The sequence below is a fragment of the Crocosphaera chwakensis CCY0110 genome, from assembly GCF_000169335.1.
Classification (GTDB): domain Bacteria; phylum Cyanobacteriota; class Cyanobacteriia; order Cyanobacteriales; family Microcystaceae; genus Crocosphaera; species Crocosphaera chwakensis.
Genome location: NZ_AAXW01000022.1, coordinates 1 through 24,877 on the forward strand (window position 1 = coordinate 1; position 24,877 = coordinate 24,877).

22 protein-coding genes and 2 pseudogenes are annotated in these 24,877 nt (G+C 36.5%); 14 read left to right on the forward strand and 10 right to left on the reverse strand.

What is annotated here, in order from left to right; all coding sequences use genetic code 11:
- The first annotated feature begins 132 nt into the window (after positions 1–132).
- A complete protein-coding gene (locus CY0110_RS14630; protein ID WP_008276237.1) occupies positions 133–834 on the forward strand; it encodes a SinI family restriction endonuclease in 702 nt (233 codons plus the stop codon).
- 34 nt (positions 835–868) lie between these two features.
- On the opposite strand, the gene CY0110_RS14635 is transcribed toward CY0110_RS14630, so the two are convergent.
- Complete coding sequence (locus tag CY0110_RS14635; RefSeq protein ID WP_008276238.1) at positions 869–2,254, reverse strand: DNA cytosine methyltransferase; 1,386 nt, start codon at positions 2,252–2,254, stop codon at positions 869–871.
- A gap of 131 nt (positions 2,255–2,385) precedes the next feature.
- Here CY0110_RS14635 and ffh point away from each other — a divergent pair, with 131 nt between their 5' ends.
- The gene (gene ffh, locus CY0110_RS14640) at positions 2,386–3,852 is read left to right on the forward strand and encodes a signal recognition particle protein (protein ID WP_008276239.1); all 1,467 of its coding nucleotides are present in this window, start codon (positions 2,386–2,388) and stop codon (positions 3,850–3,852) included.
- A gap of 65 nt (positions 3,853–3,917) precedes the next feature.
- Here ffh and CY0110_RS14645 read toward each other — a convergent pair whose 3' ends face one another.
- The gene (locus tag CY0110_RS14645; RefSeq protein ID WP_008276240.1) at positions 3,918–4,208 is read right to left on the reverse strand and encodes a hypothetical protein; all 291 of its coding nucleotides are present in this window, start codon (positions 4,206–4,208) and stop codon (positions 3,918–3,920) included.
- A gap of 188 nt (positions 4,209–4,396) precedes the next feature.
- Between CY0110_RS14645 and CY0110_RS14650 the strand changes: the two genes are divergently transcribed.
- From CY0110_RS14650 to CY0110_RS14660, 3 genes are all read left to right on the forward strand, one after another.
- A complete protein-coding gene (locus tag CY0110_RS14650) occupies positions 4,397–4,966 on the forward strand; it encodes a hypothetical protein (RefSeq protein WP_008276241.1) in 570 nt (189 codons plus the stop codon).
- Between the two features lie 274 nt (positions 4,967–5,240).
- Positions 5,241–7,352: a glycogen debranching protein GlgX gene (glgX, locus tag CY0110_RS14655; RefSeq protein WP_008276242.1), complete on the forward strand. Its 2,112-nt coding sequence runs from the start codon at positions 5,241–5,243 to the stop codon at positions 7,350–7,352.
- A 96-nt stretch (positions 7,353–7,448) separates the two neighbouring features.
- Positions 7,449–7,871 carry a YggT family protein gene (locus tag CY0110_RS14660; RefSeq protein ID WP_008276243.1) on the forward strand — a complete coding sequence of 141 codons (423 nt, stop codon included), beginning with the start codon at positions 7,449–7,451 and terminating at the stop codon, positions 7,869–7,871.
- Positions 7,872–8,105: 234 nt separating this feature from the next.
- Here CY0110_RS14660 and CY0110_RS14665 read toward each other — a convergent pair whose 3' ends face one another.
- Both CY0110_RS14665 and CY0110_RS30930 read right to left on the reverse strand, forming a co-directional pair.
- Positions 8,106–9,116, reverse strand: a complete 1,011-nt coding sequence (locus CY0110_RS14665; protein ID WP_008276245.1) for a DMT family transporter — start codon at positions 9,114–9,116, stop codon at positions 8,106–8,108.
- Between the two features lie 36 nt (positions 9,117–9,152).
- Positions 9,153–11,909 (reverse strand): translocation/assembly module TamB domain-containing protein, encoded by a 2,757-nt coding sequence (locus CY0110_RS30930; RefSeq protein WP_008276246.1) that lies wholly within the window; start codon positions 11,907–11,909, stop codon positions 9,153–9,155.
- On the opposite strand from CY0110_RS30930, the gene CY0110_RS30935 reads away from it, so the two are divergent.
- Positions 11,887–12,141, forward strand: a complete 255-nt coding sequence (locus tag CY0110_RS30935; protein ID WP_008276247.1) for a hypothetical protein — start codon at positions 11,887–11,889, stop codon at positions 12,139–12,141. The two genes, CY0110_RS30930 and CY0110_RS30935, sit on opposite strands and share 23 nt — an antisense overlap.
- Before the next feature lie 7 nt (positions 12,142–12,148).
- Here CY0110_RS30935 and CY0110_RS30940 read toward each other — a convergent pair whose 3' ends face one another.
- Entirely contained in the window at positions 12,149–14,527 is a 2,379-nt protein-coding gene (locus CY0110_RS30940) for a hypothetical protein (RefSeq protein WP_008276248.1), read from the reverse strand.
- A gap of 334 nt (positions 14,528–14,861) precedes the next feature.
- Between CY0110_RS30940 and CY0110_RS14675 the strand changes: the two genes are divergently transcribed.
- Together CY0110_RS14675 and CY0110_RS14680 are read left to right on the forward strand one after the other, a co-directional pair.
- Positions 14,862–16,802, forward strand: a complete 1,941-nt coding sequence (locus tag CY0110_RS14675) for a M48 family metallopeptidase (protein WP_008276249.1) — start codon at positions 14,862–14,864, stop codon at positions 16,800–16,802.
- 92 nt (positions 16,803–16,894) lie between these two features.
- A complete protein-coding gene (locus tag CY0110_RS14680; RefSeq protein ID WP_008276250.1) occupies positions 16,895–17,368 on the forward strand; it encodes a DUF29 domain-containing protein in 474 nt (157 codons plus the stop codon).
- A 7-nt stretch (positions 17,369–17,375) separates the two neighbouring features.
- Here CY0110_RS14680 and CY0110_RS14685 read toward each other — a convergent pair whose 3' ends face one another.
- Complete coding sequence (locus CY0110_RS14685; RefSeq protein ID WP_008276251.1) at positions 17,376–18,425, reverse strand: YheT family hydrolase; 1,050 nt, start codon at positions 18,423–18,425, stop codon at positions 17,376–17,378.
- Between the two features lie 222 nt (positions 18,426–18,647).
- Here CY0110_RS14685 and CY0110_RS14690 point away from each other — a divergent pair, with 222 nt between their 5' ends.
- Positions 18,648–19,535 carry an alpha/beta fold hydrolase gene (locus tag CY0110_RS14690; protein WP_008276252.1) on the forward strand — a complete coding sequence of 296 codons (888 nt, stop codon included), beginning with the start codon at positions 18,648–18,650 and terminating at the stop codon, positions 19,533–19,535.
- Positions 19,536–19,544: 9 nt separating this feature from the next.
- Here CY0110_RS14690 and CY0110_RS14695 read toward each other — a convergent pair whose 3' ends face one another.
- Complete coding sequence (locus tag CY0110_RS14695) at positions 19,545–20,240, reverse strand: 3'-5' exonuclease (protein WP_008276253.1); 696 nt, start codon at positions 20,238–20,240, stop codon at positions 19,545–19,547.
- 90 nt (positions 20,241–20,330) lie between these two features.
- On the opposite strand from CY0110_RS14695, the pseudogene CY0110_RS14700 reads away from it, so the two are divergent.
- A pseudogene (locus CY0110_RS14700) lies at positions 20,331–20,660 on the forward strand (transposase); the annotation flags it as partial.
- A gap of 77 nt (positions 20,661–20,737) precedes the next feature.
- The gene (locus CY0110_RS14705) at positions 20,738–21,049 is read left to right on the forward strand and encodes a hypothetical protein (protein WP_008276254.1); all 312 of its coding nucleotides are present in this window, start codon (positions 20,738–20,740) and stop codon (positions 21,047–21,049) included.
- Positions 21,050–21,084: 35 nt separating this feature from the next.
- Here the strand turns inward: CY0110_RS14705 and CY0110_RS14710 are convergent, their stop codons facing one another.
- Together CY0110_RS14710 and CY0110_RS29975 are read right to left on the reverse strand one after the other, a co-directional pair.
- Positions 21,085–21,624: a Uma2 family endonuclease gene (locus CY0110_RS14710; protein ID WP_008276255.1), complete on the reverse strand. Its 540-nt coding sequence runs from the start codon at positions 21,622–21,624 to the stop codon at positions 21,085–21,087.
- Positions 21,625–21,697: 73 nt separating this feature from the next.
- A complete protein-coding gene (locus CY0110_RS29975; protein ID WP_008276256.1) occupies positions 21,698–21,868 on the reverse strand; it encodes a hypothetical protein in 171 nt (56 codons plus the stop codon).
- Here CY0110_RS29975 and CY0110_RS14715 point away from each other — a divergent pair.
- The gene (locus tag CY0110_RS14715; RefSeq protein WP_008276257.1) at positions 21,867–22,220 is read left to right on the forward strand and encodes a hypothetical protein; all 354 of its coding nucleotides are present in this window, start codon (positions 21,867–21,869) and stop codon (positions 22,218–22,220) included. The genes CY0110_RS29975 and CY0110_RS14715 overlap by 2 nt on opposite strands.
- A 233-nt stretch (positions 22,221–22,453) precedes the next feature.
- Here CY0110_RS14715 and CY0110_RS14720 read toward each other — a convergent pair whose 3' ends face one another.
- A complete protein-coding gene (locus tag CY0110_RS14720) occupies positions 22,454–24,076 on the reverse strand; it encodes a peptide chain release factor 3 (protein WP_008276258.1) in 1,623 nt (540 codons plus the stop codon).
- A gap of 121 nt (positions 24,077–24,197) precedes the next feature.
- On the opposite strand from CY0110_RS14720, the gene CY0110_RS14725 reads away from it, so the two are divergent.
- Together CY0110_RS14725 and CY0110_RS14730 are read left to right on the forward strand one after the other, a co-directional pair.
- Complete coding sequence (locus tag CY0110_RS14725) at positions 24,198–24,440, forward strand: hypothetical protein (protein ID WP_008276259.1); 243 nt, start codon at positions 24,198–24,200, stop codon at positions 24,438–24,440.
- A pseudogene (locus CY0110_RS14730) lies at positions 24,437–24,850 on the forward strand (type II toxin-antitoxin system VapC family toxin). The gene CY0110_RS14725 and the pseudogene CY0110_RS14730 overlap by 4 nt, the downstream one beginning before the upstream one ends.
- Positions 24,851–24,877 lie beyond the last annotated feature (27 nt).

Consider the following 24,877-nt stretch of genomic DNA (forward strand, 5'->3'; position numbering starts at 1 on the left):
GTTAAAACCTTCATTGCAGATGTAGAAAAAGCTGCGATCGGTGCAGAAGTTATCTAGAAACTTTTCCCTGTGCAATCAGTATGATTTAAAGCAATCTGATTCTTACGAATTTCTCAAGAGGACACATTAAAAGTGGAATTCAATCAAGCAATGGCTCAGACAATTGCAGAAAATACTGCAACAACAGAAGATGAGAGAAGCCTAATTGTATCATTTACGGAAGTATGTTGTTTTCTCTCAGATAACCCAACATTTTTATCTTGGAGAGGTAAAAAAAAGCCTTCTGTCCTTAATGATGAAGGATTAAATATATTGGCTCAAAAATATTTTGATGGTTATAGAAAGTCCGATTTTCCAGCAATACCACAAACAATCCCTGATGAAATAGTTAGCGTTGTTATGCAAGTGGCTTATGGATATAGCGAAGAACAGTGTAATCAAATTAAACTTCAGCATCAACATTCAATGTGTGCAGAAAACTGTGTTGGTGCGCTTTTGGAAAGATATCTTGACTCGGTACTTCGCTCAAATGGTTGGCATTGGTGTTGTGGAAACTTTGTCAAAGCAATTGATTTTATTCGCCGAAATGATGATGGAACATGGTTACCCTTGCAGATAAAAAACAGAGATAACTCAGAAAACTCTTCGAGTAGTGCTATTCGCAATGGAACTCCAATTCAAAAATGGTTTCGGTCATTTTCTAAAACTGGAAAAACTAATTGGGATAATCTTCCACCATCAATGCAGGGTTATTCTTTGAATGAACAAGGTTTTATAAATTTTGTGAGGCAATATTTAGATGAAGAAAAAAGATACAGAAATTCTCAAAAGTAATGATATTTCTCTAGGAAAAATATAATTTAAACAGTTATAAATTAGAAGATGTACTTTCAAACTTGGTTTGCCATTCTGTATCGCTAGTATTTTTATATCTTGAAAAACTAAAATTAGAATAATCTGGAATATTCTCCTGATTTAAAAGTTTCATTATTAACAAGCCTACTGCTTTCCCCAAACTTATGGGTACAGCATTCCCTATTTGTTTATATTGTTGAATAAGAGGGCCAGCCAATTGCCAGTCATCAGGAAATTCTTGTATTCTTTTATACTCTTCGATAGATAGAGGTCTATTCTCTTGTGGATGAGCTAAATCGGTGGCAGGCATAGCGGGATGAGTTACTAGAGTAGGAGATGGTTTATTCCATGAAAGTCGTCGTAAAAAACCTGTTTTTCCTCCACCTGCATAATAAGATTTTCCTAGTGCTTCTTTTTGTAAATTTTTAGGTAAAGACTTCCAGTTTTGTCCTTCTGAAAGCATTTTGTAATACTTTAATCGCTTTTCAGGAAATGTTAAGTGATGATGCGTACTAATTCCTTTTGTTGCTTGTCTAAATGTTTTCCATTTTTTAAGTCCATATTGTCCCTTTTCTGAGTGAGTCGGTACTAAAAATGGAGGTTTTTCTCCATTTCTTGAACAGATTATGATAACTCGTTCTCTTATTTGAGGTGTTCCAAAATTTGCACTGTTGTACAGATTAAATGAAAATGAATAGCCATTGTTTCTTACAAGGCTAAGAACAAAATTTAAAGCACCACCTGGAAGCTCGTCAAAAGTTAAATTAGGAAACTCTGTCCCTCTCATATTATGAGGTCTATGTTTTAGGGGACAAGATAATAGTCCACGGACATTTTCAATGACAAAATATTTGGGTCGAATATCGAAAATAATAGTTAGGTAAGTGAGAAATATATTTCCTCTATTATCGTTTAATCCATTTCTTTTTCCTGCGGTGCTAAATGCTTGACAAGGAGGACCTCCAACAATTAAATCAATATCATCTGAACGAGTTAACCCTGCATATGAAAGAATATCATCTGCTGAATAACTATTTATATCTCCAACTAAAGCTATATTAGGCTTATTTAAGGTAATAGTTTGACGACAATATTTATCAATTTCACAAGCTAATTTTATATCAAAACCTGTTTGTTCTATTCCTAGATCCAAACCCATTGCCCCAGAAAAAAAGCTAATTGCAATGGGTCTACTTTTTTTATTGTTATAAATTGGATGATCTTCTGCAACGTAGTGTGCTGTCCTTAGCCCATACTGCAACATACTTTCTTCTTCAATAAGCCACATTCTTCCAATCTTTTGAGATTGAAGTAGCCTATTTCGGCAAAGAGTCCGAACACGCTGTTCAGTAAGTTTTAAGATAGACGCTGCTTCTCGAACTGTAATTTTGGTACTCATGTTAAGTTTCCTTCTCGAAACTCCTGATTAGTACCATTATAATAATTTTCAAGAACTTACAACTTCAATCCAGTACAATTGAAACAGTTGCCAACTAATCAATTATCATAACCTAACACCACAAAAGCCTTATGTTTGATGCTCTCGCCGATCGCTTAGAAGACGCTTGGAAAAAATTACGGGGTCAAGATAAGATCACCGAAGCCAATATGCAAGACGCTTTAAAAGAGGTGCGTCGGGCCCTCTTAGAAGCAGACGTTAATTTGCAAGTCGTTAAAACCTTCATTGCAGATGTAGAAAAAGCTGCGATCGGTGCAGAAGTTATTGCCGGGGTGAACCCTGGCCAACAACTGATCAAAATTGTTTATGATGAATTAGTCAAAGTGATGGGGGAAAGTAACGTTCCTCTCGCCCAAGCAGAAAACGCCCCCACCGTCATTTTAATGGCCGGGTTGCAAGGCACAGGTAAAACCACCGCCACAGCGAAATTAGCCCTATATCTGCGTAAACAACAGCGTAGTGCTTTGATGGTAGCAACGGATATCTATCGTCCGGCAGCTATTGACCAATTAATCACCCTGGGAGAACAAATAGATGTTCCCGTTTTTGAACTCGGAAACCAGGCAAACCCCGTCGATATTGCCACCCAAGGGGTCGAAAAAGCCAAAGAAATGGGCATCGATACCGTCATTATTGACACCGCCGGACGACTGCAAATAGATGAAGAGATGATGTTAGAATTATCTCGCGTCAAAAAAGCAGTTAACCCTGATGATACCTTGCTTGTAGTTGATGCTATGACGGGGCAAGAAGCAGCAAATTTAACCCGTACTTTTCACGACCAAATTGGGGTAACAGGAGCCATTTTAACCAAAATGGACGGGGATACCAGAGGGGGTGCTGCCCTTTCTGTACGGCAAATATCGGGGCAACCCATTAAATTTGTGGGGGTTGGGGAAAAAGTTGAAGCATTACAACCTTTTTATCCCGATCGCATGGCTTCCCGTATTTTGAGTATGGGGGATGTTTTAACGTTAGTTGAAAAAGCACAAGAAGAGATTGATCTATCCGATGTCGAACAGATGCAGTCTAAAATTTTAGAAGCAAAATTCGACTTTAACGACTTCCTCAAACAAATGCGTCTGATGAAAAACATGGGGTCATTTGGCAGCATTTTAAAAATGATTCCGGGGATGAATAAACTGAGTACCAAGGACATCGAAAAAGGTGAAGGGGAACTGAAACGCACTGAAGCTATGATCAGTTCTATGACCCTAGAAGAACGGAAAAACCCTGATTTATTGGCAAAATCTCCTAATCGTCGCCGTCGTATTGCCAAGGGTTCTGGGCATCCTGAAACGGAAGTTAGTAAACTAATTAAGAATTTTACCCGTATGCGCGGAATGATGCAGCAAATGGGACAAGGAGGAATGCCTGCAATGCCAGGAATGGGCGGTGGAATGCCAGGAATGGGTGGTGGAATGCCAGGAATGGGCGGTATGTTTGGTCAAAGCGCGCCTCCAGGATTTCGCGGTCATGGTGGAGGCAAGAAGAAAAAAGCCAAGAAAAAGAAAAAGAAAGGCTTTGGCAATTTATAGGTTAATCTTCTTGACGGGTTTAAAATAGCCAAGAAAAGGGTCGTATGGTGGCCCCCTTAAAATGATTAGGGATTGGTGGTAAAAAAGAATCTCGCGCCGGCGGTGACAATAGCACCCCCCAAAAGGACGATCAATGCCCAAACCTGATTTTTTTGGGTTCCTTCAACAACCTTTAATCGGTTATCCATACCCTCGACTTTCTCAGTTAACTTTGCTTGTCCTACTTCTAAATTGGTAAGGCGTTCTGACATCTTGTCTAATTTCTGATTAACATCCTTGTGATTGCTGTCTAACTTGTCCTCAATGCGTTGAAGAATGTCTGCGGTGGGATAAGTAACGGTAGATGGCTCATTCATGAGTTAAACTCCTAAGTAATACTATTTTTTTGATGTCCCCCGGCGGCCACCGAGGAGACTGCTTTCATTTTATTCCTCTATCTCCTGAACAAAAAAGAATAATTGATCCTTTTAGATACGGTTTAAATAGTTATTTCGTATGACCAAAAGGGAATGATAAGGATGTCATACACTTAAACAACATTACTATGTTTGATGATTTATTTAAAAGTCTGCAAGACGCGGTAGCTTCTAAAGTACAAGAAACCGTCAAGGATATAGAAAAACTATTCAGTGTTCCTGAAGCGGAAGAACCGTTTATTCCTATTCACCGATTCACAGTTAACGATCCAACTGTAGAAAAAGATGGAATTACACTTATCGACGAGACTGGTTGGCGAATCGAAGCCTATGGTAATAAATCTGATTTCTTAACCATCAATGAACCCTTGCGGAAAGCTGTTTTGTTTGAAGTTGCTGAGCCAATGGTTCCAGAGTGCATTTTGGCTTGTCGATTTCAAGCAAGAGCGTTAAAAACGAAAGATAACATTACGGTCAAATTAGGCCGAAGTGAGAAAAGTCCACTCGGAACGACCATTCGATACTGGTCAACCAGTATTTCTCCTAACGAAGATTTTTGTACCTTTGAAGTGCGCGCCCATTTCAAAAAAAATACTAACCCTGCTGTAGCGCAGATAATGATTGAATTTAAAAGCAATGGTATGCTGGAAATCAAAGATATCGAATTACTACAAGCATTTGTAAAAAATAATTCCTAAACAACAAAAATATAGTATAAGCAATCTACAAAATATCCTCAAGGCAAAGATTGACTTATCATTTTTAAGAATTTTGTACATAACCGACAATGCCTAAACTTATGGCGATCGCAGATTATTTCAAAATTCTTTCACAAACGAGTCAACTATAGATTTTAAGTTGGTTAAAGGACAGTTCTATTTAATCTAAAAATATAGTAAAAAACAAAGATTAAAAAAAAAAGTTAAGTTAAGGTTCTAGTAATATTTAGCTAATCACTCCTAACCACACCTCATGAGCCTCAAAACCCTTCCAGGCGAAAGTTATCCCCTCGGTGCAACAGTCGAAAACGATGGAAAAAATGGGGTTAATTTTTGTATTTTCTCAAAACAAGCAACATTTATAGAATTATTATTATTTGACGGACAAAATGATCCTCAACCCTCCCACGTTGTTCCTTTAGATCCTAAGCTAAATCGTACCCATTATTATTGGCATATTTTTATTGAGGGACTTGAAGCAGGACAAGTTTATGCTTATCGGGTACACGGTCCTTACGATCTTAGTCAAGGCCATCGCTGCAACCCTGAAAAAGTCTTACTTGACCCTTACGCTAAAGCCATTGTTGGATCTTCGATTTATAATCGAGATGCGGCCACTCATCCAGGGGATAATTGCCCTCAAGCGTTACGTAGCGTTGTGGTAGATACAGAAACCTATGATTGGGAAGGAGACTGGGACGAAACCCCCCGCTTAAGAATTCCTTATTCTAAGAGTGTGATCTATGAAATGCACGTAGGTGGGTTTACCCGTCATCCCAGTTCGGGAGTATCTGCTGAAAAACGGGGAACCTTTGCCGGACTGATCGAAAAAATTCCTTATTTAAAAAGTTTAGGCATCACCACGGTTGAACTGTTACCCGTCCATTACTTTGATGTCAAAGATGTTAGACCGGGACTTACCAATTATTGGGGATACAGTACCATTGGATTTTTTGCCCCCCATCGTCCCTATAGTTCGGATCAAAGTCCCATTGGACCGGTTAATGAGTTTCGGGACATGGTTAAAGCATTACACAAAGCAGGCATCGAAGTGATTTTAGATGTAGTCTTTAACCATACCGCAGAATCAGACGAACACGGTCCTACTTTGAATTTTAGAGGGATTGATAACTCTACTTATTATATTTTAGAAGACGATCATTCTCAGTACAAAAACTATAGCGGTTGCGGTAATACGTTACGGGGTAATCATCCCATTGTTGGTCGTTTAATTTTGGAATGTCTGCATTATTGGGTCACAGAAATGCACGTGGATGGATTTCGCTTTGACCTCGCTTCTATTTTATCGCGAGATTCTTCTGGAACCCCTTTAGAAGAGTTGCGAGGCACAACCCCCGATATTTTATGGATTATCGAATCTGACCCTATTTTAGCAGGGACAAAACTGATTGCAGAAGCTTGGGACGCAGCCGGATTATATGATGTCGGAAGGTTTGTGGAGTTAGCAGATTGGTTTGCTGAGTGGAATGGACCGTTTCGGGATGATGTCCGTCGCTTTGTCAAAGGAGATAGCGGGATGGTTCCCCATGTGGCTAATCGTATTTTGGGAAGTCCTGATATTTATCACCGCCAAGATATCGATATCAATCGTAGTATTAATTTTGTCACTTGTCATGATGGTTTTACCCTCAATGATTTAGTGTCTTACGATGAAAAACATAACGAAGGGAATGGAGAAGATAATCGAGATGGAGAAAATCATAATAATAGTTGGAACTGTGGAGTAGAAGGGGAAACCGATGATCCCGCGATCGATGCAATACGATTACAACAAATTAAAAATTTCTTCACCATTCTCTTTTTATCCCAAGGAACTCCAATGATGTTAATGGGGGATGAAATACGACGTACTCAAAGAGGTAATAATAATGTTTATTGTCAAGATAATGAATTAAGTTGGTTCAATTGGGATAACGTAGAAAAAGAATATGATTTATGGTGTTTTGTTCGACGTTTAGTTCACTTTACCCAAGGATTAGAATTATTTAATCAAGAGGAACGTTTAGAGGTTGCCTATAATAGTCCTAACCATCCTCATATTAGTTGGCACGGCGTAAAATTAGGAGAACCCGATTGGTCAGATTATTCTCGTACTTTAGCCTTTAGTTTACGTCATCCTCAGAAAAACGAGTATCTTCACGTCATGCTCAATGCTTTTTGGGAACCCTTAGAATTTGAGTTACCCTGGTTAGAAGGAGGCGAAAGTTGGTATCGTGTTCTTGATACTTCTTTACCTTTAAATAAAACCTTTTGTGAATTAGAAGTAGCCGTTGAAATAACGACCCAAAATTACACAACCAATGGTCGATCTTGTATCGTTTTAATGGCAAAGTCTAATTCATAATCCCTCTAATTATTGTCAATTAAAAATAACTTATATTCCCTTAATTGACTCTATTAATTTTCATTAAAATTTTGTCGTTTCTCTAGAGAAAAAACCATGAATGAACATTCTGAACACAACACCACTCATTCCGAGGATGAGTATCAGCAACGCCAACAGCAGATGCAATTAGAACAAGAAGAACTAAGATTAGAACAAGAAGAACATCGTATAGAACAAGCTAGGCGCAATCTTATTGTTAATCGCTTATTAAAAGGAATGTTTTTCTTAGTCAGCGCTTTAGAAACTTTGCTAGTTTTACGATTTCTTTTAAAGTTTGCTGGGGCTAATCCTGATAGTTTATTTTCTCAAGTAATTTATGGCTGGTCAAGTCCTTTTGTGGCACCATTCATGAATCTTTTTAATGATATAAATGTCGGTAACAGTGTCATTGAAATTAATACCATTACTGCAATGATTATTTATGGACTGCTAGCAATGTTAGCAGCAAGATTAGTTGAAATTGTCGCAGGAAGATAAACAATTAACAATTAATTGAGTATAAACATGAAGGGAGGAAATGATACTAGATCCGCTTTAGATAGTATAGTATTAACTTTCGGAGCAGAGAGCAGGGAGCAGGGAGTGGGGAGAAAAAACGTTACTCTACTAAAATAAGCGGATTTGGTATGATTCAACATAGTATATAGCTGATTGTTAATGACATTTCTAAACCATAAACTATGTGTTTTTCTCCCAATTTTCCAGATTAACTTAACGTGAGTTCGACGGAGGGAGATTAGTTTTATTAGACATTTTTTGTTCTGGTACAGCTTTCGATAAAATTTTGTTTTGTTGAACGATACCAATTTGATTAAAAATAATTCCTAAGACAATCACTAAACCGCCTAAATATTGCGCTGTCGTTGGTATTTCTCCTAAAATCAAAAAAGCAGCTAATACACCAGCAATAGGATTAAAAGCGTTAGCTAAGGATACTTCAGATGCACTGGTGCGTTTTAAACCGGCAAACCAACATAATTGTCCCACCACCACGATAATAGTTCCATAGACTATCATCCATTTCCACAGTAAAGGGGAAGATATGTCCATAAAATGCTCTTTACCATATAAAAGTAGTGCTATCACAAAGAAGATAACCGTACCAAGAGCCGTTTTTATCACGTTAAAAAAACCTAGGGATATATTTTGTAAACTGACTTTACTAATAATGTTAGCGATCGCTGAAGAAACTGCACCTCCTGCGGCCATTAACTCTCCAATTCCTAATTGAAATCCTGACATCTCGATCATATCCCCTTGTGGCGGTTGTAAAACAACGGTAAGGATAACCCCTAATGTTGATACAATTGCACCACTAACAACCCAACGATTAACTCGCGCTCCCAAAAATACAACCGATAAACCTAAAATCAGAGGGGGTTCGATGCGACTGACTAAAATAACGTTATTAACTGCTGTTCTTTCTAATGCACTAAAAAATAAAGCCGGTGCTAAAGCTCCAGATAGTAAAGCAACTAGGAGCAAATAGCCCCAATTTCGTAATGATAGATTTTTAAAAGCTGTTTTTTTCAGTTGAGGATAATAAACCCCCAATAAAGCTACCAAAGCACACAAATTACCAACAAATAAAACGTTACAAAAAGAAATAGGGTTTCGGCCATCAATGAGATTTTGCGCTCCTATTTCTGTTAATTTGCGAGTTACAGAATTAGCAACAGCAAAGATCATCACTCCGACTAATAGATAGAAACGACCTGACATTTAATTAAACCAAAATAACATAAGAAAAATGACCCATTAAAATCGTTTTTCAAACTGAATACTACCACGATTATCATCAGAAAAGTTACTCGATCCTCGAATGGTTGTACTATCATTAATACGGTATTGTAGTCCTAATCTGGGAGGGCGATCGCTATTAACAATAGTTTGAATGGATAAGGAAAAATCTTCGGTTAAATCGAGACCGGCTTCGGCTGCAACTCCAATATTGGAAGTATCAAGGGCATCATCTTGGTTAATTAAAGGAGTAGGAAAAATGCGAAATTCACTCAATCCTAAGGCTTCTCCGATTGCTCCTTGAACGGGACCTAAAACGGCGGTTCCTGCTAAATTCGCTAATCCTAATGTCGTTTCTCCTGTTCCTAATGTATTTAAAAAGGTTCCTCCTAATAGGGTAATAATTTGCTGTTGACTTCGTTTAGGTTGACTGCTTAAGTCAATACTTTTAGTAATGTTACTGGCAAATCCTTCAACGCTGGCTTTAATTCTAACTGTTTCTAAACTGTTTTTATTGGCTTTAAAGGTTTCTGGAACTTCTGCGGAATTAGGATTAATATTGATTGTGTTTTGTGTGGTTTCGGTAGCAGAAGCGAATAGTTGAATATTCAAATAAGGATCAAATCCTTTTTCGGGTAAAAATTGGGCTGTATTATTTTTTCCACCAGCTAATCTTAATTGACTAGCGAAGAGATTAACTAAACCATTTTCTAAGGTAATTAATCCTTCTGGTTCTGGTTTCTCTAAGGTTCCATTTAAGGCTAAATTTCCTGTGGTTGAAAAGGTTAAAATAGGAAGACGATTGATAGTAATTTTATCTCTTAAATTTAATTGTAAATTGTTTAATCGGGTACTGGCAAGCAGTGGATTTTTACTCTTGGGTTTCTTCCCTTTTTCTCCTAAGAAAATTTGACCATTAAACAGATTAACTTCTCCTCCAATTTCGGGCTTTAATATACTTCCTGCAATGTTTAAGTTGCCTTGAACACCTCCTTGATAAATTTGCGGAAGGTTAAGGGCTAAATTATTTAACTGAATGGTCAAAGATGGGTCATTTTCTGTTAGTTTTAATAGAGGTAAAGACCCTGTAACTGCAACTTGACCACCACTAAATTGTCCCGTAAAATTATCAAAGGCAATGGTATCTAAATCAAAGAAAATTTTGCCCTGAATTTGTTTAAAAGGACTTTGAGGAAGCATTTTTGTGGCAATGATGCCATTTTTAACCTGAGCTAAACCATCGGCCTGTAGTTCGTAGGGAATACCCCGTTTAGGATCAACTTTTCCTGATAAGTTTAATTGTACTGATCCTGTTCCTCCTAACCAAGCAACTTGTCCTTGACTCAGAATATTAAGTAAGGTTAACCCTTCATTTTTAGCCTGGAATTTTAAGGATAGGCGATCGCTTTTTGGTTGAACTTGGGTTAAAGGGAAAACGTAGGGAAAACTTCCTTCAATGGTCAAAGGTTCACTTTGGCGATCAAGAATACTACTAGCGATAAAATTAAATTGACCCCCTTCGTAGGTAAACTGTCCCTGAGATGAATCTAAAAGGGTTTGATTAATTTTAGGTTGATTAATGGCCACTTTTCCTGATGCTTGAGGGTTGTTACGGGTTCCTTGGAGGTTTATTTGTCCGTTAAGCTGTCCCCCCAGGGTGACGACGGAGGGAAGGTTAACCCATTGCGAGAGGGTGTCTAAGGGAATATTGACGACTTTCAGGTTTCCCTGTTGGGTAGTTTGTCCAATGTGACCAGCAAATTGGATGACGCTATCTTTTAATTGTAGGTTAAAGGGTTCTAGGGTTAAATTTCCTTTATTCCAGTTACCTCGGGCCTGAAACTGGGTGAGTTGGTATTGTCCCCATTCCCATTTTTGTCCGATCAGATCAAAGTTGAGTTTTAATCCTGTTTTTGGGGTCATATTTAGGGCAATTTTACCGTTAAAATCTCCTTTTAATGTGTCTAAATCAGGTAAACTCTGAGCATCTTCTTTTTTCTCTTCCTTTTTTCCTAACCAAGCGGTAATTTGATTTAGGGTTTCCATGCGATCGCCGAGAGACTGTTTAGTGGTTTCCACTTTAAACAGAGGTGTCTGGAAATTAGAATTATTTTCGTACAGATCGGCTGCTTTTGCGTATTTCGGCGGTTTTAATCCTCGTTTTAAGTCTTCTAATTCAAAAATTTGTAAAGTTTCTAAAATATCCTGTAATTTACCCTGATTAACGTTCACATTGGCTGTTATTTCTGGACCGTTGGAGGTTTGAGTAAATTGTCCATTGAGGTCATATTGACTATTATGGGTGAATATTTTAGTGTTTTGCAGGGATAGGCTTTGGTTAGCGTAGTGAAAGTTTCCTTTAACTTGTTTTGCTTGAATTGTGCCTACAATGGGGTTAAGAATAGCAACATTTTGACCTGCGATCGTCTTATTTTTTGAGTCTAGGATAAATTGACCGGATAATTTTCCTGTCATGGGTTGGAAAAGTAAAGGATTATCTTTGTACTGTTTTTGAGCAATCTTTTGAATAATAGGCAAGGAAAAGGAGTTTACAGCAATCTTCCATTGATTTTCTTTCTTATTAGCCGTTAAATCTATGGTTTCCTGTTTAACTGCTAGGGTGAGGGGATTCAGTTGGGGGTCAAGTTGCAGATGTAATTGATCGTTTGTCCCTTCTAAAGTTAATTTTAGTCCTTTTTCTTCATTTTTAAGTATATTTCCACTAATAACAGGCTCAAATTCAACATCACCTATGTTTAAATTAATTAATGCCATTTCTCCTTCAATATTAGGAGTCTTTGGTGTACCGGAGATCCCCCCTTTAAAGTCTAATTTTCCTGAATATTCTAAGTCTTCGATAGGTAAAGATAAAGGAAAAGTAGCTAAATCGAAGTTTTTTCCATCAATATCTAAAGAAAATGCTTTAATTACTTCTAATTTATTTTTCTTGTTTGTTAAATCTACATCTAACCATCCTTTTGCGGTTAAATCGGATGCAGTGACTTGATCTAACGTTAAGCGTTGTCCATCCCATTGTATAGCTGTGTGAGAAAACGATTGATATAGGGTAATCCTTGACTAAATTGTAAGTTTCCTTTAGCTTGTAAATATTCTGGGGATATTTTGTTTAATTTTCCTGCAATTTCTAAGTTTCCTGATAAATTCCCCGTCAATTGAGAAGCGATCACTTTCAAGGGAATAGCCTCTGGTATTAGGGTGGTGTTAAAGTTACCTTGAGTAATGGTGAGATCCTTCGCTGCGATTGTTCCTTGGGATAACATTAATTTAGCGTTACCTTTTCCTTCTATACTCTCTAAGAAAGTTTCTGGACTAACATTTCCCACCAGGGTTAAGTTACTATTTAATTTCCCTGCTAATTGTTCAGGAACTTTATTGGTTAAACTATTAACATTGACATTTTTACCTATTATCTCACTTGACCATTTACCTTCACTTAAAAATAGATTATTCGCAACAATTTGACCGCCACCTACAGTTAAACTTCCTTGTCCCTTAGCTTGAATATTATTAAGATTAGGATTCAAATCTCCTGCAATATAAAGGCTTCCTTGTATTTTTCCTTCTAAATCTGTTTTTGGTAATAGTTGATTTATATTTGCATTATTTACTTGCAAGTTAGCTTGCCAGTTTCCTTGAGACAATTGAATATTCTGAGCATTAATCCATCCATTATCAACTTTTATTTTAAGTTCTCCTATTCCCTTTAAACTCTCTTTAATAGGTTTTCTAATATTACCAGAAGCTTGAAAACTTCCTTGTAATATACCTTTGTTAAGGGGTAAATCAAAGCTATCTAAATTAATTCCCAAAGCTAGAATATTACTCTGCCAATTTCCATTAGCATAAGTAATATGCTCAGCTTTTACTGTACCTTCTGCTACTTGAAAATTAGCCTTTCCTATCGCTTTAAAACTTTCAGGTTCTTTTAAATTTCCTGATAAATTAACTTGAGTTGAAACTTGTTTTATGTAATTAGGAATATGAGTTTTATAGAGATTTCCTAAACTAGCCGTAGGTAAACTTTTTCCTTCGAGATTAATAGAATATAAAGGAGAAGATGGACTTATATTTATATTTCCTTTGCCTATAACTTCTCCTCCCACTGTAGGAATAGCTTCAAATTGATTAATTTTTATTTGCTTTTTATTTAAAGTTAGATGAGTTTTAATATTCTGAAAATCTACTCGGTCAATTTTGATCGTATCTTTATTATTTAAAGCAATCAACACATCAGGATTATTGAGAGAACCTATAATTTTTAAATTCCCTTGAACTTTTCCTATTATGGGTATAGTTTTCGGTTCTTGTTTAATCGTTTTGAAAATATTTCTAATTGGAATTACTTGAGTTTTCGCAGATAAATTAAATCCTTTATCTAAATCAAGATAACCCTTAACGACTCCTCTAATTTCTCCAAATTGAGTTATCACCTCATCAAAATTTATTTTTTTTCCTTTAAACTGCAATTGTCCATGAGTTTTTAAGCGTTGAGGTAAACCTTCAACGTTTGTGTCTACATGGGTTAACTTAGCTATTCCCTGGAAATTAGTTAATTTTTTATTAGCGAGTGAAACCTCTAAGTTAGCATCAATTTTTCCCGCTTCTAATTCTATTGGAAGGGGTAAAACTTGACTAATTATCTCAGCATTAAGTTGATGTCCTCTAATTAACAAGTTTGTTGATCTATTTTCTTGGTTAAATATTCCAGCAATATTGAAATTTCCCTTATTATCACTATTAACAAAATTAGACTTAACTTGAAACTTGATTTCACTATTGTTATTAATCGGTTGAATAATTCCTGATAAATTTTCTATATTTATAGGAGTTTCTTTTTCACCATCCTTAGAACGAGATACAATAATAGCCTCACCTTTTTGTATGCCTAAATTTTTTAAGCGAATGGGACTATTAGGATTTAATGTATTAAATTGAGTCAGTAACCAATTCCCATCTTTTCCCTGTTCTATATAAGCAGAAGGTTCAATAGCTATGACTTCAATTTCTAATTTTCTGTCTATAATATATTTAAGAGGATTATAAGCAATCTTTAACCCCGACATAGACACATTAGCTGGATCAGTCGGTGTCGTTAAAAGCTCCGTCTGTCCAAAGCGAATATAATTGAAAGAAAATCCTTCTAATTCACCTAATTCTACAGGACGATTAAGAAAGGTGCGTAACTGCTCCTCTACTACAGGAGTTAAGTTGCGTTGCACTAAAAAACCCCCACCTAGGGTTCCTCCCGCTAATCCTAACAAAACAACGCTGATACTCCAACCAATAAAAGAATGATGTCTTCTTTTGGAGTCCCTTTTGTGAAGACATTGTAAGTTATTTTCCCGTTGCTTGGGAGAACGGTTTCTGATCATAATACTTATTCACACCACCACAGCTTTAACTGATGACTAATCACCATTGTCTGCATCTATTATAGTTGCTAGAGAAATATTCGGAGGATGTCAATAAGTAAAACCTTAAATTGTTATGGTTAATACCAAACAAAAGCACTGCTTAACCTTTACAAAAAGAAATTTTTTCACAATATTAAGATTTATGTAATATTCAGTCATAAATCTCTTGAATTTCCCATAAAATTGACTTCTGAGAACCTAAAATTATCATAAAAGTCGTTACCATAGAGGAAATCGTTTATAACATAGAAGCAATATCTGTCGTCAATCAATATATAAAAATCAGGTGGCCATGAAACTTAATTGGTATTTATCGATTATTGTAGTTGGGATTCTTTGTCCCAATCTTGCTTTATCCCAAGAAATAGAACAAAAACAAACATCCTTTCTAAAAGGAAATATTACCCTAGAAACTACTCCTAAAGCTGATAAATCTTTTGAAATTGCTGATTTATCTAATAATAACCCTGAAGAAAGTAACAACACTGTTTCTGAGTCAAGTTTTACTGATACAACAGAAGAAAAACCTCAATCGCAACCAGTGGAAACAACCACTTCTAATACAACAGAAACCCCAACTTTAGAAGCAACTGAGGACGCAACAACCGCAATTATTGATAGTTGTGAAGCTGCTCCTCCGCAAGTGGAACATCCCTTAATTACTCCTGTACAAGTTGCTGAAAACGAAACAGAAAACTCGACTGATAATGCAGAAGCTCTATCCTTAGAAAAGCCACCAGAAGTTGAAGAAAAAACGACAGAAAATCAAGAGAGAAAAGAAGAAGAGGAAGACACAATATTAAATATTTCTCAAGCTGAAATAACAGAATATCCTACCCTTGCTAAAGCAGATCACTTTTATAATTGTGGTGAAACTTTATTAGCGGAAAGATTCTATCGAGAGGTAAAAGAACCCTTTGGAAATGAAGGAGAGTTAAACCGAGAAATTCTAGCTCAAGCGGTTTACGAACCAGAATACTTATTACCAGGTGGTGCAGTTTACTGGCGATTGTATCAAGAAAGTTTGAACGAAAGTGAAGTCTTCAAAAGTAAGCGAATTGCCCCATTACAACTATTATCTCAAGACTATCCAGAATTTATTCCTGGACATATCAAATATGCCGAAATCTTGAGAAAAGATGAGCAAGATGAAGAAGCATTACAAGTGTTAGAAAATGCGGTGAGTTTGTATCCAAATGAAGCCCCTCTAGTTAAAGCTAAAATTGAAGCAGATGAACGAGCCGGAAATTGGTTAGCTGCTTCTTTAACAGCCCGTCAATTTTCTGTATTTAATCAAGATCATTTCTTACAGGATGAATTTAAAGAATTAGCGGATAAAAATTTAGACCGCTATCAAGGGGATCTGCAAGAACAAATGACGTGGAATGTGGTAGGAAATGCGGTGATGGGGGGCGTTGGTGCTGCTTTAATGGGGAATGTTTTTGCTCCCCTTTCCACCTTACAAACAAGCTATCTTTTACTACAAGGAGAATCAGCTATTGGCGAAAGTTATGCCGATGGATTTAAAAATCGTCTCACCTTAATTGAAGATCCCGAAGTAACAGGATATATCAATGAAATTGGCCATAAATTAGCCAAAGTTGCTGGAAGAGATGAATTTGAATATGAATTTTTCGTGGTAATGGACGAAAATCTTAACGCCTTTGCCTTACCTGGGGGTAAAATCTTTATCAATGCCGGGGCGATCGCAAAAACTTCCTCAGAAGCAGAAATCGCCGGATTACTCGCCCACGAATTAGCCCATTCCGTCCTTTCTCACGGCTTCCAACAAATGACCCAAGGGGCTTTAACTAGCAGTGTGATCGATTATATTCCCTATGTCGGGGGGATCGCTAGTAATTTAGCTATCTTAAGCTACAGTCGCGGTATGGAAGAACAAGCGGACTTATTTGGTACAAGATTACTAGCTGCGACTGGTTACGCTGCTGATGGGGTTCGCAACCTAATGGTAGTGATGGACGACGAACACAAAAACAGTCCCCCAGCTTGGTTATCCACTCACCCCGATACCAGTGATCGCGTTAAATATATTGAGACAGAAATTGTCAGAAATAATTTTAACCGTTTCGCCTATGAAGGAGTAGAAAGACATCAAGGAATTCGCAAAAAGGTTGTTCAACTATTAGAACAACACGAAGCCAAAGAAAACGGAGAAGAAATTGAAGAAACTCCCAAAAAAGATGACAGCGAATTAAACAAGGAAACCGAATAATCTTCCCCCTAGTTTTTAGTAGAGATATTTTACAAAGCGTCTCTACTAAACTAGAGAATAAAGTAAAGAAATCAAGTCAAAGAAATGAGAAAATGACAAATAATCTTTACGAAACTGATTATGAACAATGGTTAGAAAACCAAACTATTGCTTTAAAAGAAAAGAATCCTGATCTATTAGATTGGGATAATTTACTTGAACTATTAGAAATGGGGAATCCCAAAGACACCATTGAAAGTAATTTGGTTATCTTAATTGCTCATTTACTCAAACTTTATGTCCAAACCGATGCCCCCGACTGGATGACATTAAGCTGGTATCGCTCAATTGATGAGCATAGAAACCGTATTTTAAAAGCAAAAAGTAAGTATAAATCGATTAGTAAATTTCTACCCTTAGCTGTTGAAAGTGCCTATCCTGATGCGCGAAAATTAGCGATTAAAGAAAGCAAATTTGCCGATGGACGCAAAGTAAAATTAAGAGATGAATCAGAATATCCATCTTCTTGCCCTTTTTCTCTCTCCCAAATTCTTGATGATAATTGGTATCCGAATCATGACTTATAAAATCTTCTTATTTTGATTCAAACCAATCTAAAATACGATTCCAAGCCCACCAGCGATCGCTATCTCCATATTCACGCTGACAATTTTTATTACTAATATAACCCACATGACCACCGTATTGAGTAACCCTCAAATCGATGTAAGAATTATCCTTACAAGCAGCTTTTAAATCAGGGATAATAGAAGGATCAAATAAGGGATCATCAGCAGCATAAAAAATTAAAGTTGGTTTCGATAAATTGGGTAATAAAGGTAACGGACTACTCGCCTGATAATACTCTTCTACCGAAGAAAAACCCAGTCTTTTAATCACTAATTCATCATCAAATCCCCAAATACTATTAGCCCGACGAATCGCCTCTGGATCAAGATTTTCTGGATGGGCTTTATAAATTTTCCAAGCTAATTTTTTCAACTGTTTAGCGATTCTTTTTTCAATATATTGACCCCACGGACTACTAACCAAAGAAGAAAGCGATCGATTAGAATCTAAGTTAGGACAAATAACGGCACCACCAGCAATATCTGACGCTTCTATCGGAAGATTTTGACCCCAACTTGCCAGGGTTTGAGCTGATTTTATTCCCCATAATGCCAACTGTCCCCCCAAAGAAAACCCTGTTAACCAAAACGGCGCGGGACACCCCATAGTCTTCGCTTCGGCTGCAATACGCACATAATCTTCACCCTCATAGATACCATCTGACGTTAAAGTAGGAGATAGTTCGGCTGTTTTTCCGTGAGCGCGCCAATCAAAAATTACCACCGCATAACCAGCAGCATAAGCTTTTCTAGCTAATACCCGTAAATACCATTGATTATCGAGATCCCCTACAATACCATAAGTTCCTACAATGGTACCCCTTGGATTTTTAGGGATGGCTACTAAACCAAAAATTGGGGTTTCTTGCGCCCCAGTAAAAATTTTTTCTTCATAAGTAGGTTCGGAAAATTGGATATTTTTTTCCCAGTTTTTCCCTGCAAATATACCAGAATAAACGCTCATTGATAAACCGTTTTTCAGTCCCCAAGGAGGCGTATAAGAAGTAGAGTTCATAAAAATATTAATATTAAGTAATTATAAGTTATTATATCAGCAATCAAACAGTAAGGTGCGTTAGACAGCGATAATTTAAGAAATAATGAGTATCTCAAAATCCATCGTAACCTACCATTTTAATTAATTCAAAGAAGATTTAATATTTTATTTACTCCATCCCCTAAGATAATCAGCTAATATACAACAACACACATTTTATTGATCTAATTATTAAAGATTATGGAGAATAATCTATCCACTACTGAAACAAAAACCCCAGAAATTCAGCAAGAGACAGGCATTATTAAAGTTCGTGGGGTGGATCATTATTATGAGTGGATACGACAGCCAGGAATGATAAAAAAGCCGGTTATGGTGTTTGTTCATGGTTGGGGTGGCTCGGCAAGATATTGGCGCAGTATCGCAGAAGCTTTAAGTGATAATTATGATTGTTTATTATACGATTTACGGGGTTTTGGTCGTTCTAAATTACCTGAAAATCAGTTAACTTTGACTTACGAATTAGAAGAATATGCAGAAGATTTAAAAGCATTATTAGATGGATTAGAACTTGATAAAGTTTATATGAATAGTCATTCGATGGGTGCTTCTGTAGCGGCTTTATTTAGTACCATGTACCCAGAAAAGTTAGAGCGTTCTATTCTCACGTGTAATGGTATTTTTGAGTATAATAAGTTAGCGTTTGATACATTTCATCTGTTTGGTGGTTATGTGGTTAAGTTTCGTTATAACTGGTTCTTAAAAGTACCGTTTGCGCCTCGTTTATTTATGTCTCGGTTTTTACATCGTCCTATTGATAAGTTAGAAAAAGTTGCTTTTTTAGAGGATTTTATTTTAGCAGATTATGACGCAGCATTAGGAACCATTTATACATCGGTAAGTAAAAAAGCAGTAGAAATTATGCCGAAAAAATTTGCAGAAATTTCTGTCCCGACTTTGTTAGTTTCTGGGGAAAAAGATATTATTATTCCTGCTGCAATGGGACGAGAGGCAGCAAAATTAAATGATAATATTGAATATGTAGAAATAGCGAAAACGGCTCATTTTCCCATGTTAGAAGATAAAGAAACATATTTAACAAAAGTTAGGGAGTTTCTTGATTATTAATAACAGCTATTACTCAAGTTCTATGTATTCTTCGGGAATATCATCAATAAACTGACTTATTTCTTTAGTGTAACCCTTTTTATCTTTCAAATAACTTGAGAGATATAAGGATTTTTTTGCTCTTGTCATAGCAACGTAAAATAAGCGTTTTTCTTCTTCTATTTTTCCGTCTTTTATGCTATAGTAATTAGGAAATTCTCCTTGAGATAATCCAGCAACAAAAACAGTATCAAATTCTAATCCTTTCGACTGATGAATTGTGATCAATAAAACTTGATTATTGTCTTTAGAAATGTGATCAATATTTTTAGATAACGCTGTATATTCTAAAATATTACGTAGTGAAACATAGGAATTAAGGGTTTTATCGTCTTTGTTTTTAAACATTTTTACTAATTTTTGAAGATTTTCTGTTCTATTTTCTCCATCTTTTTCATAGTAACGATAAAGTTCTGATTCTACTAATATTTTACCTAATAAATCAGCAGGACGTAAACGATATATATCATTTTTCCACATTTCAATCTGTTGCGCTAAAGCTTCAAAGTTTTGACCATATTTAGATACTACTTCTTGGCGTTTTTGACTATGTTGTTTAATTTTAGGGATCAATAAATCTAATAATTCTACTGTTGTATTAGTATCATCAAGCGCACGATGAGTAGGTGAGTTAGAGAGATTTAATTGATTGGCTAAAAACTCCAAACTATAACGTTCTGCTTGGATAAGTCGTAATACTCTCGATTTATGGCTAAAAAGAGAACAAGAAACAGGAGACTTCAAAGCGATCGCCAAGAAATATTTGCTCCATTAACTTTTGAGGGGTCGTGTAATCGAGATTTATTTGAAACATGGCTGGAAAAAAGTTTGATTCCTCAACTTCAACCAGGGGATATAATTATTATTGATAACGCTACTTTCCACCAAGGACAAAGTATTAAAGAAACAGTCGAAAAGGTAGGATGTGAAATTTGGTATCTACCTCCTTATTCTCCCGATTTAAACAAGATAGAACGTTGGTGGTCTGTTCTCAAAACTTGGATGAAACAGAGAGTTAAAGAATTTGAGACTGTTAGAGAATGTGTTGATACAGCTTTCAAAAAATGTCCTAACGTGTATCCGTAAGGCTATACTATAAAGAAGAAAGCACCCCAGATGAATCTAGAGTGCCGACAAAACGTTAAATAAAAAAGGTGAATATTATGCCTTACACCTATAATAGCTCATTTGAGCTACTTCAAAACCTGCTTGACCGTTCTGATTCTGTGACTGAATTTACCCAGTTTGTGCAGGTATCAACCGAGTTTATGACCATCATGAGTCAAGAAGAGAAACGGAAACAAGATGAAGACAGAAGAGGATATCTAATGCAAGAGATATTCCAAAACGCTGATAAACTTGGATGTCCTAATGAACTTCCACCATTGAAGTCCAAGACAGTTCCCCAACTTGAAGAGTTAAATCAGAGGCTGTTAAAAGAATTATCTAACAGCAATTTACGCCTAGTCAGCTAACCTTGTAGGGTGGGCAATGCCCACCTTACGATATATTAAATCATTTTTTCTACAGATAATTCAATCTCAGGAAAAGCAAGACTTGATATCATCCCTGTTGTATAAGTTTCCTCCTGTTGATAATCTCCATTTAATACATTTTTGAACACTTTTAACTCTCTTTTTTCTACATCAATAACCCAATATTCTCTAATTTCTGCTTCAGCATAAATTAACCGTTTTTGATGTAAATCTTTGCTTAACGTTTTATCCGAAATTTCGATTAACCAATAAATATCTTCGGGATAGGGATGATGATTATCATACAAAGAAACAGGTAATCTAATAATAGCAATATCCGATTCAGGTTCCGAAGCTGAAAGGGTAATAGGATGCGCTTCATAAACCTTTGCATAACCCTTTAATTTTTCCCGTAAATAGTCAGCAACAGCATCACATTTCTTGCGATATAATGGCTCTTCTGGAGACATTTCTATAATATTTCCTTCTAATAGTTCAACAGGGCGATCATTTAAAATACCTGTTTTAATAATTTTATGATAATCTTCTACTGACCATTTAGCAATTGTAATCATAATAAACTTAATTATTGGAAAGTTAACTAAAAGTTGGAGTAAAAGACAACCCAACTTTTAAAATAAATAACAACTAACGTTGTGCTGGTGGATCACCATCATACCTTTCAAATGTGGTATCTTTAGGATCGACTACTCTAATTCTGCTTCCACTTTCCTTAATTTGACCAATTTGAGAATTTTTCCAAGATAGTGAAGCTTTATCCTCAGACTTAGAGTTACTTTCAGGGTTATTATTAGACATGACTGATAAAATTAATGACTATAATGATGATAATTTAACTTCGGCAGAAAGATCAACAAATGCCGATTTAATCTATAGTTATACAGAGGAATTTCTTAAATTACAACGAGAAAGTTTAAACAGATTAGATACAAAAATGAGTGTTTTTCTGGCATTTACTGGAGTTTTAGTCAGATTTACCAGCGAATTATCAGAAAAAGTAATTATTGAAGATTTTACTTGTTACTCTTGTCTACTATTACAAATAATAACATATATAGCTTTAGGGAGTTCAGCTTTAGTATTATGTCTTGGATTAACAACAAAATTAAGAGGTAGTGTTATTTCTCCGAAAGCATTGATGAAAGATTGATGGTATTTTGCTGATAAAAATGATATTTCAGACTATATAATTAGTGGTTGGGTTCAAGCTGAAGAAGAATATGAGAAACTAGGCTTTGATAAAGGGAGAAAACTAAATATAGCTGTCTGGTTGATTGCTTTATCTTTAATTTGCATTACACTTAATATTTTAATAAAAATCTTATGGAAAAACTGATTTTATCATTAACTTATATGATAAGGTGGGCATTGCCCACCCTACAATTATTCGGGTTCCATTCCCACCCCAACAGGGGCGATCGCATCTAAATTCAACTCAGGATGATCCACTTTCACCTGTTGCAAACCCCATTCATTCTTAAACAGTAAAACGGGACGACCCCAGTTATCTTTCACGGTAATGGTGTTAAAAATACGGCCAGCTTTTTCTAAAGCACTCCAGCCACCTTTTACCCAACGGGCTAAACTGTAAGGTAAGGGTTCTAAACTGGTTTCTACCCCATACTCACTTAACATCCGAAACTGTACCACTTCAAATTGTAATTGACCTACCGCAGCTAAAATAGGGTCCCGTTTGAAGTCATCGGTAGAATACATAATTTGTATTGCACCCTCTTCTCTTAACTCTTTTATTCCTTTTTGAAACTGCTTAAATTTTGAGGGGTTTGGGTTTTTAATGTAGGAAAACATCTCAGGAGAAAAACAAGGAATTCCTTCATATTCCAACTTTTGACCATTATAAATGGTGTCCCCAATAGCAAACACACCGGGGTTATTTAACCCAATAACGTCCCCTCCATACGCCTCTTCAATGGAAGCGCGATCTTGAGCAAAAAGCTTCTGAGGGCGGGATAAACGGACAGTTTTACCAGTTCTTGCATGACTGACCGTCATATCCTTCTCAAACTTCCCCGTACATACCCGAACAAACGCCACGCGATCGCGGTGTTTAGGGTCCATATTAGCTTGTAATTTGAAGACAAACCCACTAAACTCAGGATGAGTGGGATCAAGCACCCCAACAGATGAGTTACGGCCTTCTGGTCTTAATGCGTATTCTAAGAACGCTTCTAAGAACAGTTGCACCCCGAAGTTGGTCATGGCTGAACCGAAAAAGATGGGGGTCATTTTTCCGGCATGGACTTCCTCTAAGTCAAGATCATCTCCTAACTCTTCGAGAATTTCTAAGTCCTCTTTAAATTGATAATAAAGCTCTTCTTCGAGATATTCTTCAATTTTGGGGTCGCCGAGCTTAATAATATCTTCTTGAGCCTGTTGGGAGCCGTGGGAACGACGTTCAAACAAGTGTATAGCCTTTTGACGACGACTGTACACCCCTTTAAAGCGATCGCCCATCCCAATGGGCCAGTTAACTGCGTAGGTTTTCAGTCCTAATTCCTGTTCAATCTCATCTAATAATTCTAAAGGTTCCCGTCCGGGACGATCCATTTTATTGACAAAGGTAAAGATAGGAAGTCCCCTGAGACGACACACCTCAAATAGTTTACGAGTTTGGGGTTCTAAACCTTTCGCTGCATCGATGAGCATAACTGCGTTATCTGCTGCTGCAAGGGTGCGATAGGTATCTTCACTAAAATCTTGGTGTCCGGGGGTATCTAATAGGTTAATTTGGAAGTCGCGATATTCAAATTGAAGCACGGTAGAGGTGATAGAAATTCCTCTTTGTTTTTCCATTTCCATCCAGTCAGAGGTGGCTTTACGCTGATCTCGTCTGGCTTTGACGGCACCGGCTTGATGGATCGCTCCTCCATAAAGTAACAATTTTTCGGTGAGGGTGGTTTTTCCTGCATCGGGGTGAGAGATGATAGCAAAGTTGCGTCTTTTTTGAACCGCTTCTTGTATTTCTCTTTCTATTTCACTTGGCATAGACAATAAGGTTATGATTTTTACATATTTAGCTTGAATGTTCTTTAATTATAGCTAATTTGCTTCTCTAATTTTTGTTAGAATTAATTCATAATATTAATTACAAAATCCCAACCTAATTATGACTAGCTTAAATGATCATTCTCATGTTGATACTAATGAGTTATCCTTAGAAGAACTCAACGCTAAATGGGATGCTCTCGAAAATGACCCCGAATTTGAGAAAAAGCCTTTTTGGCAGCGGATAGTAGAAATTGGTAAATTTGTCCCTGCATCAGAATGGGATAAACAGCTTCCGAGAGATTTTGCCCGTAATGCTGAGCATTATATGTATGGCGCACTGAGGGAAGATGAGGAAGAATGAGACAGATTTTTTTAGATACATTTTACTTACAAGCTTTAGCAGATACCCAAGATAATGCTCATTAGTTTGCTATCACTATAACAGCAAAACTAGGTAATTTTAGGGGTGTTACTAGCGAAATGGTTTTGACAGAATTACTCAATGCTTTATGTAGTCGAGGACAATTTTTGAGTCAATCAGCTATTCGCTTAACCCGTGATTTACGCAATTATAGTAAGACCCTCATTATTCCTCAAACTAGCGAACAATTTGAACAGGCATTTTACTTTTATCAAAGGCGATTGGATAAAGGATATAGTTTAACGGATTCTGCTTCAATGGAAAGAATGAGACAATTAGAAATAGTTGAAATATTAACCTTTGATAAGCATTTTCAACGAGAAGGATTTAGAGCTTTATTGAAAGAATAATTATTCATTATTCATTACTAATTATTA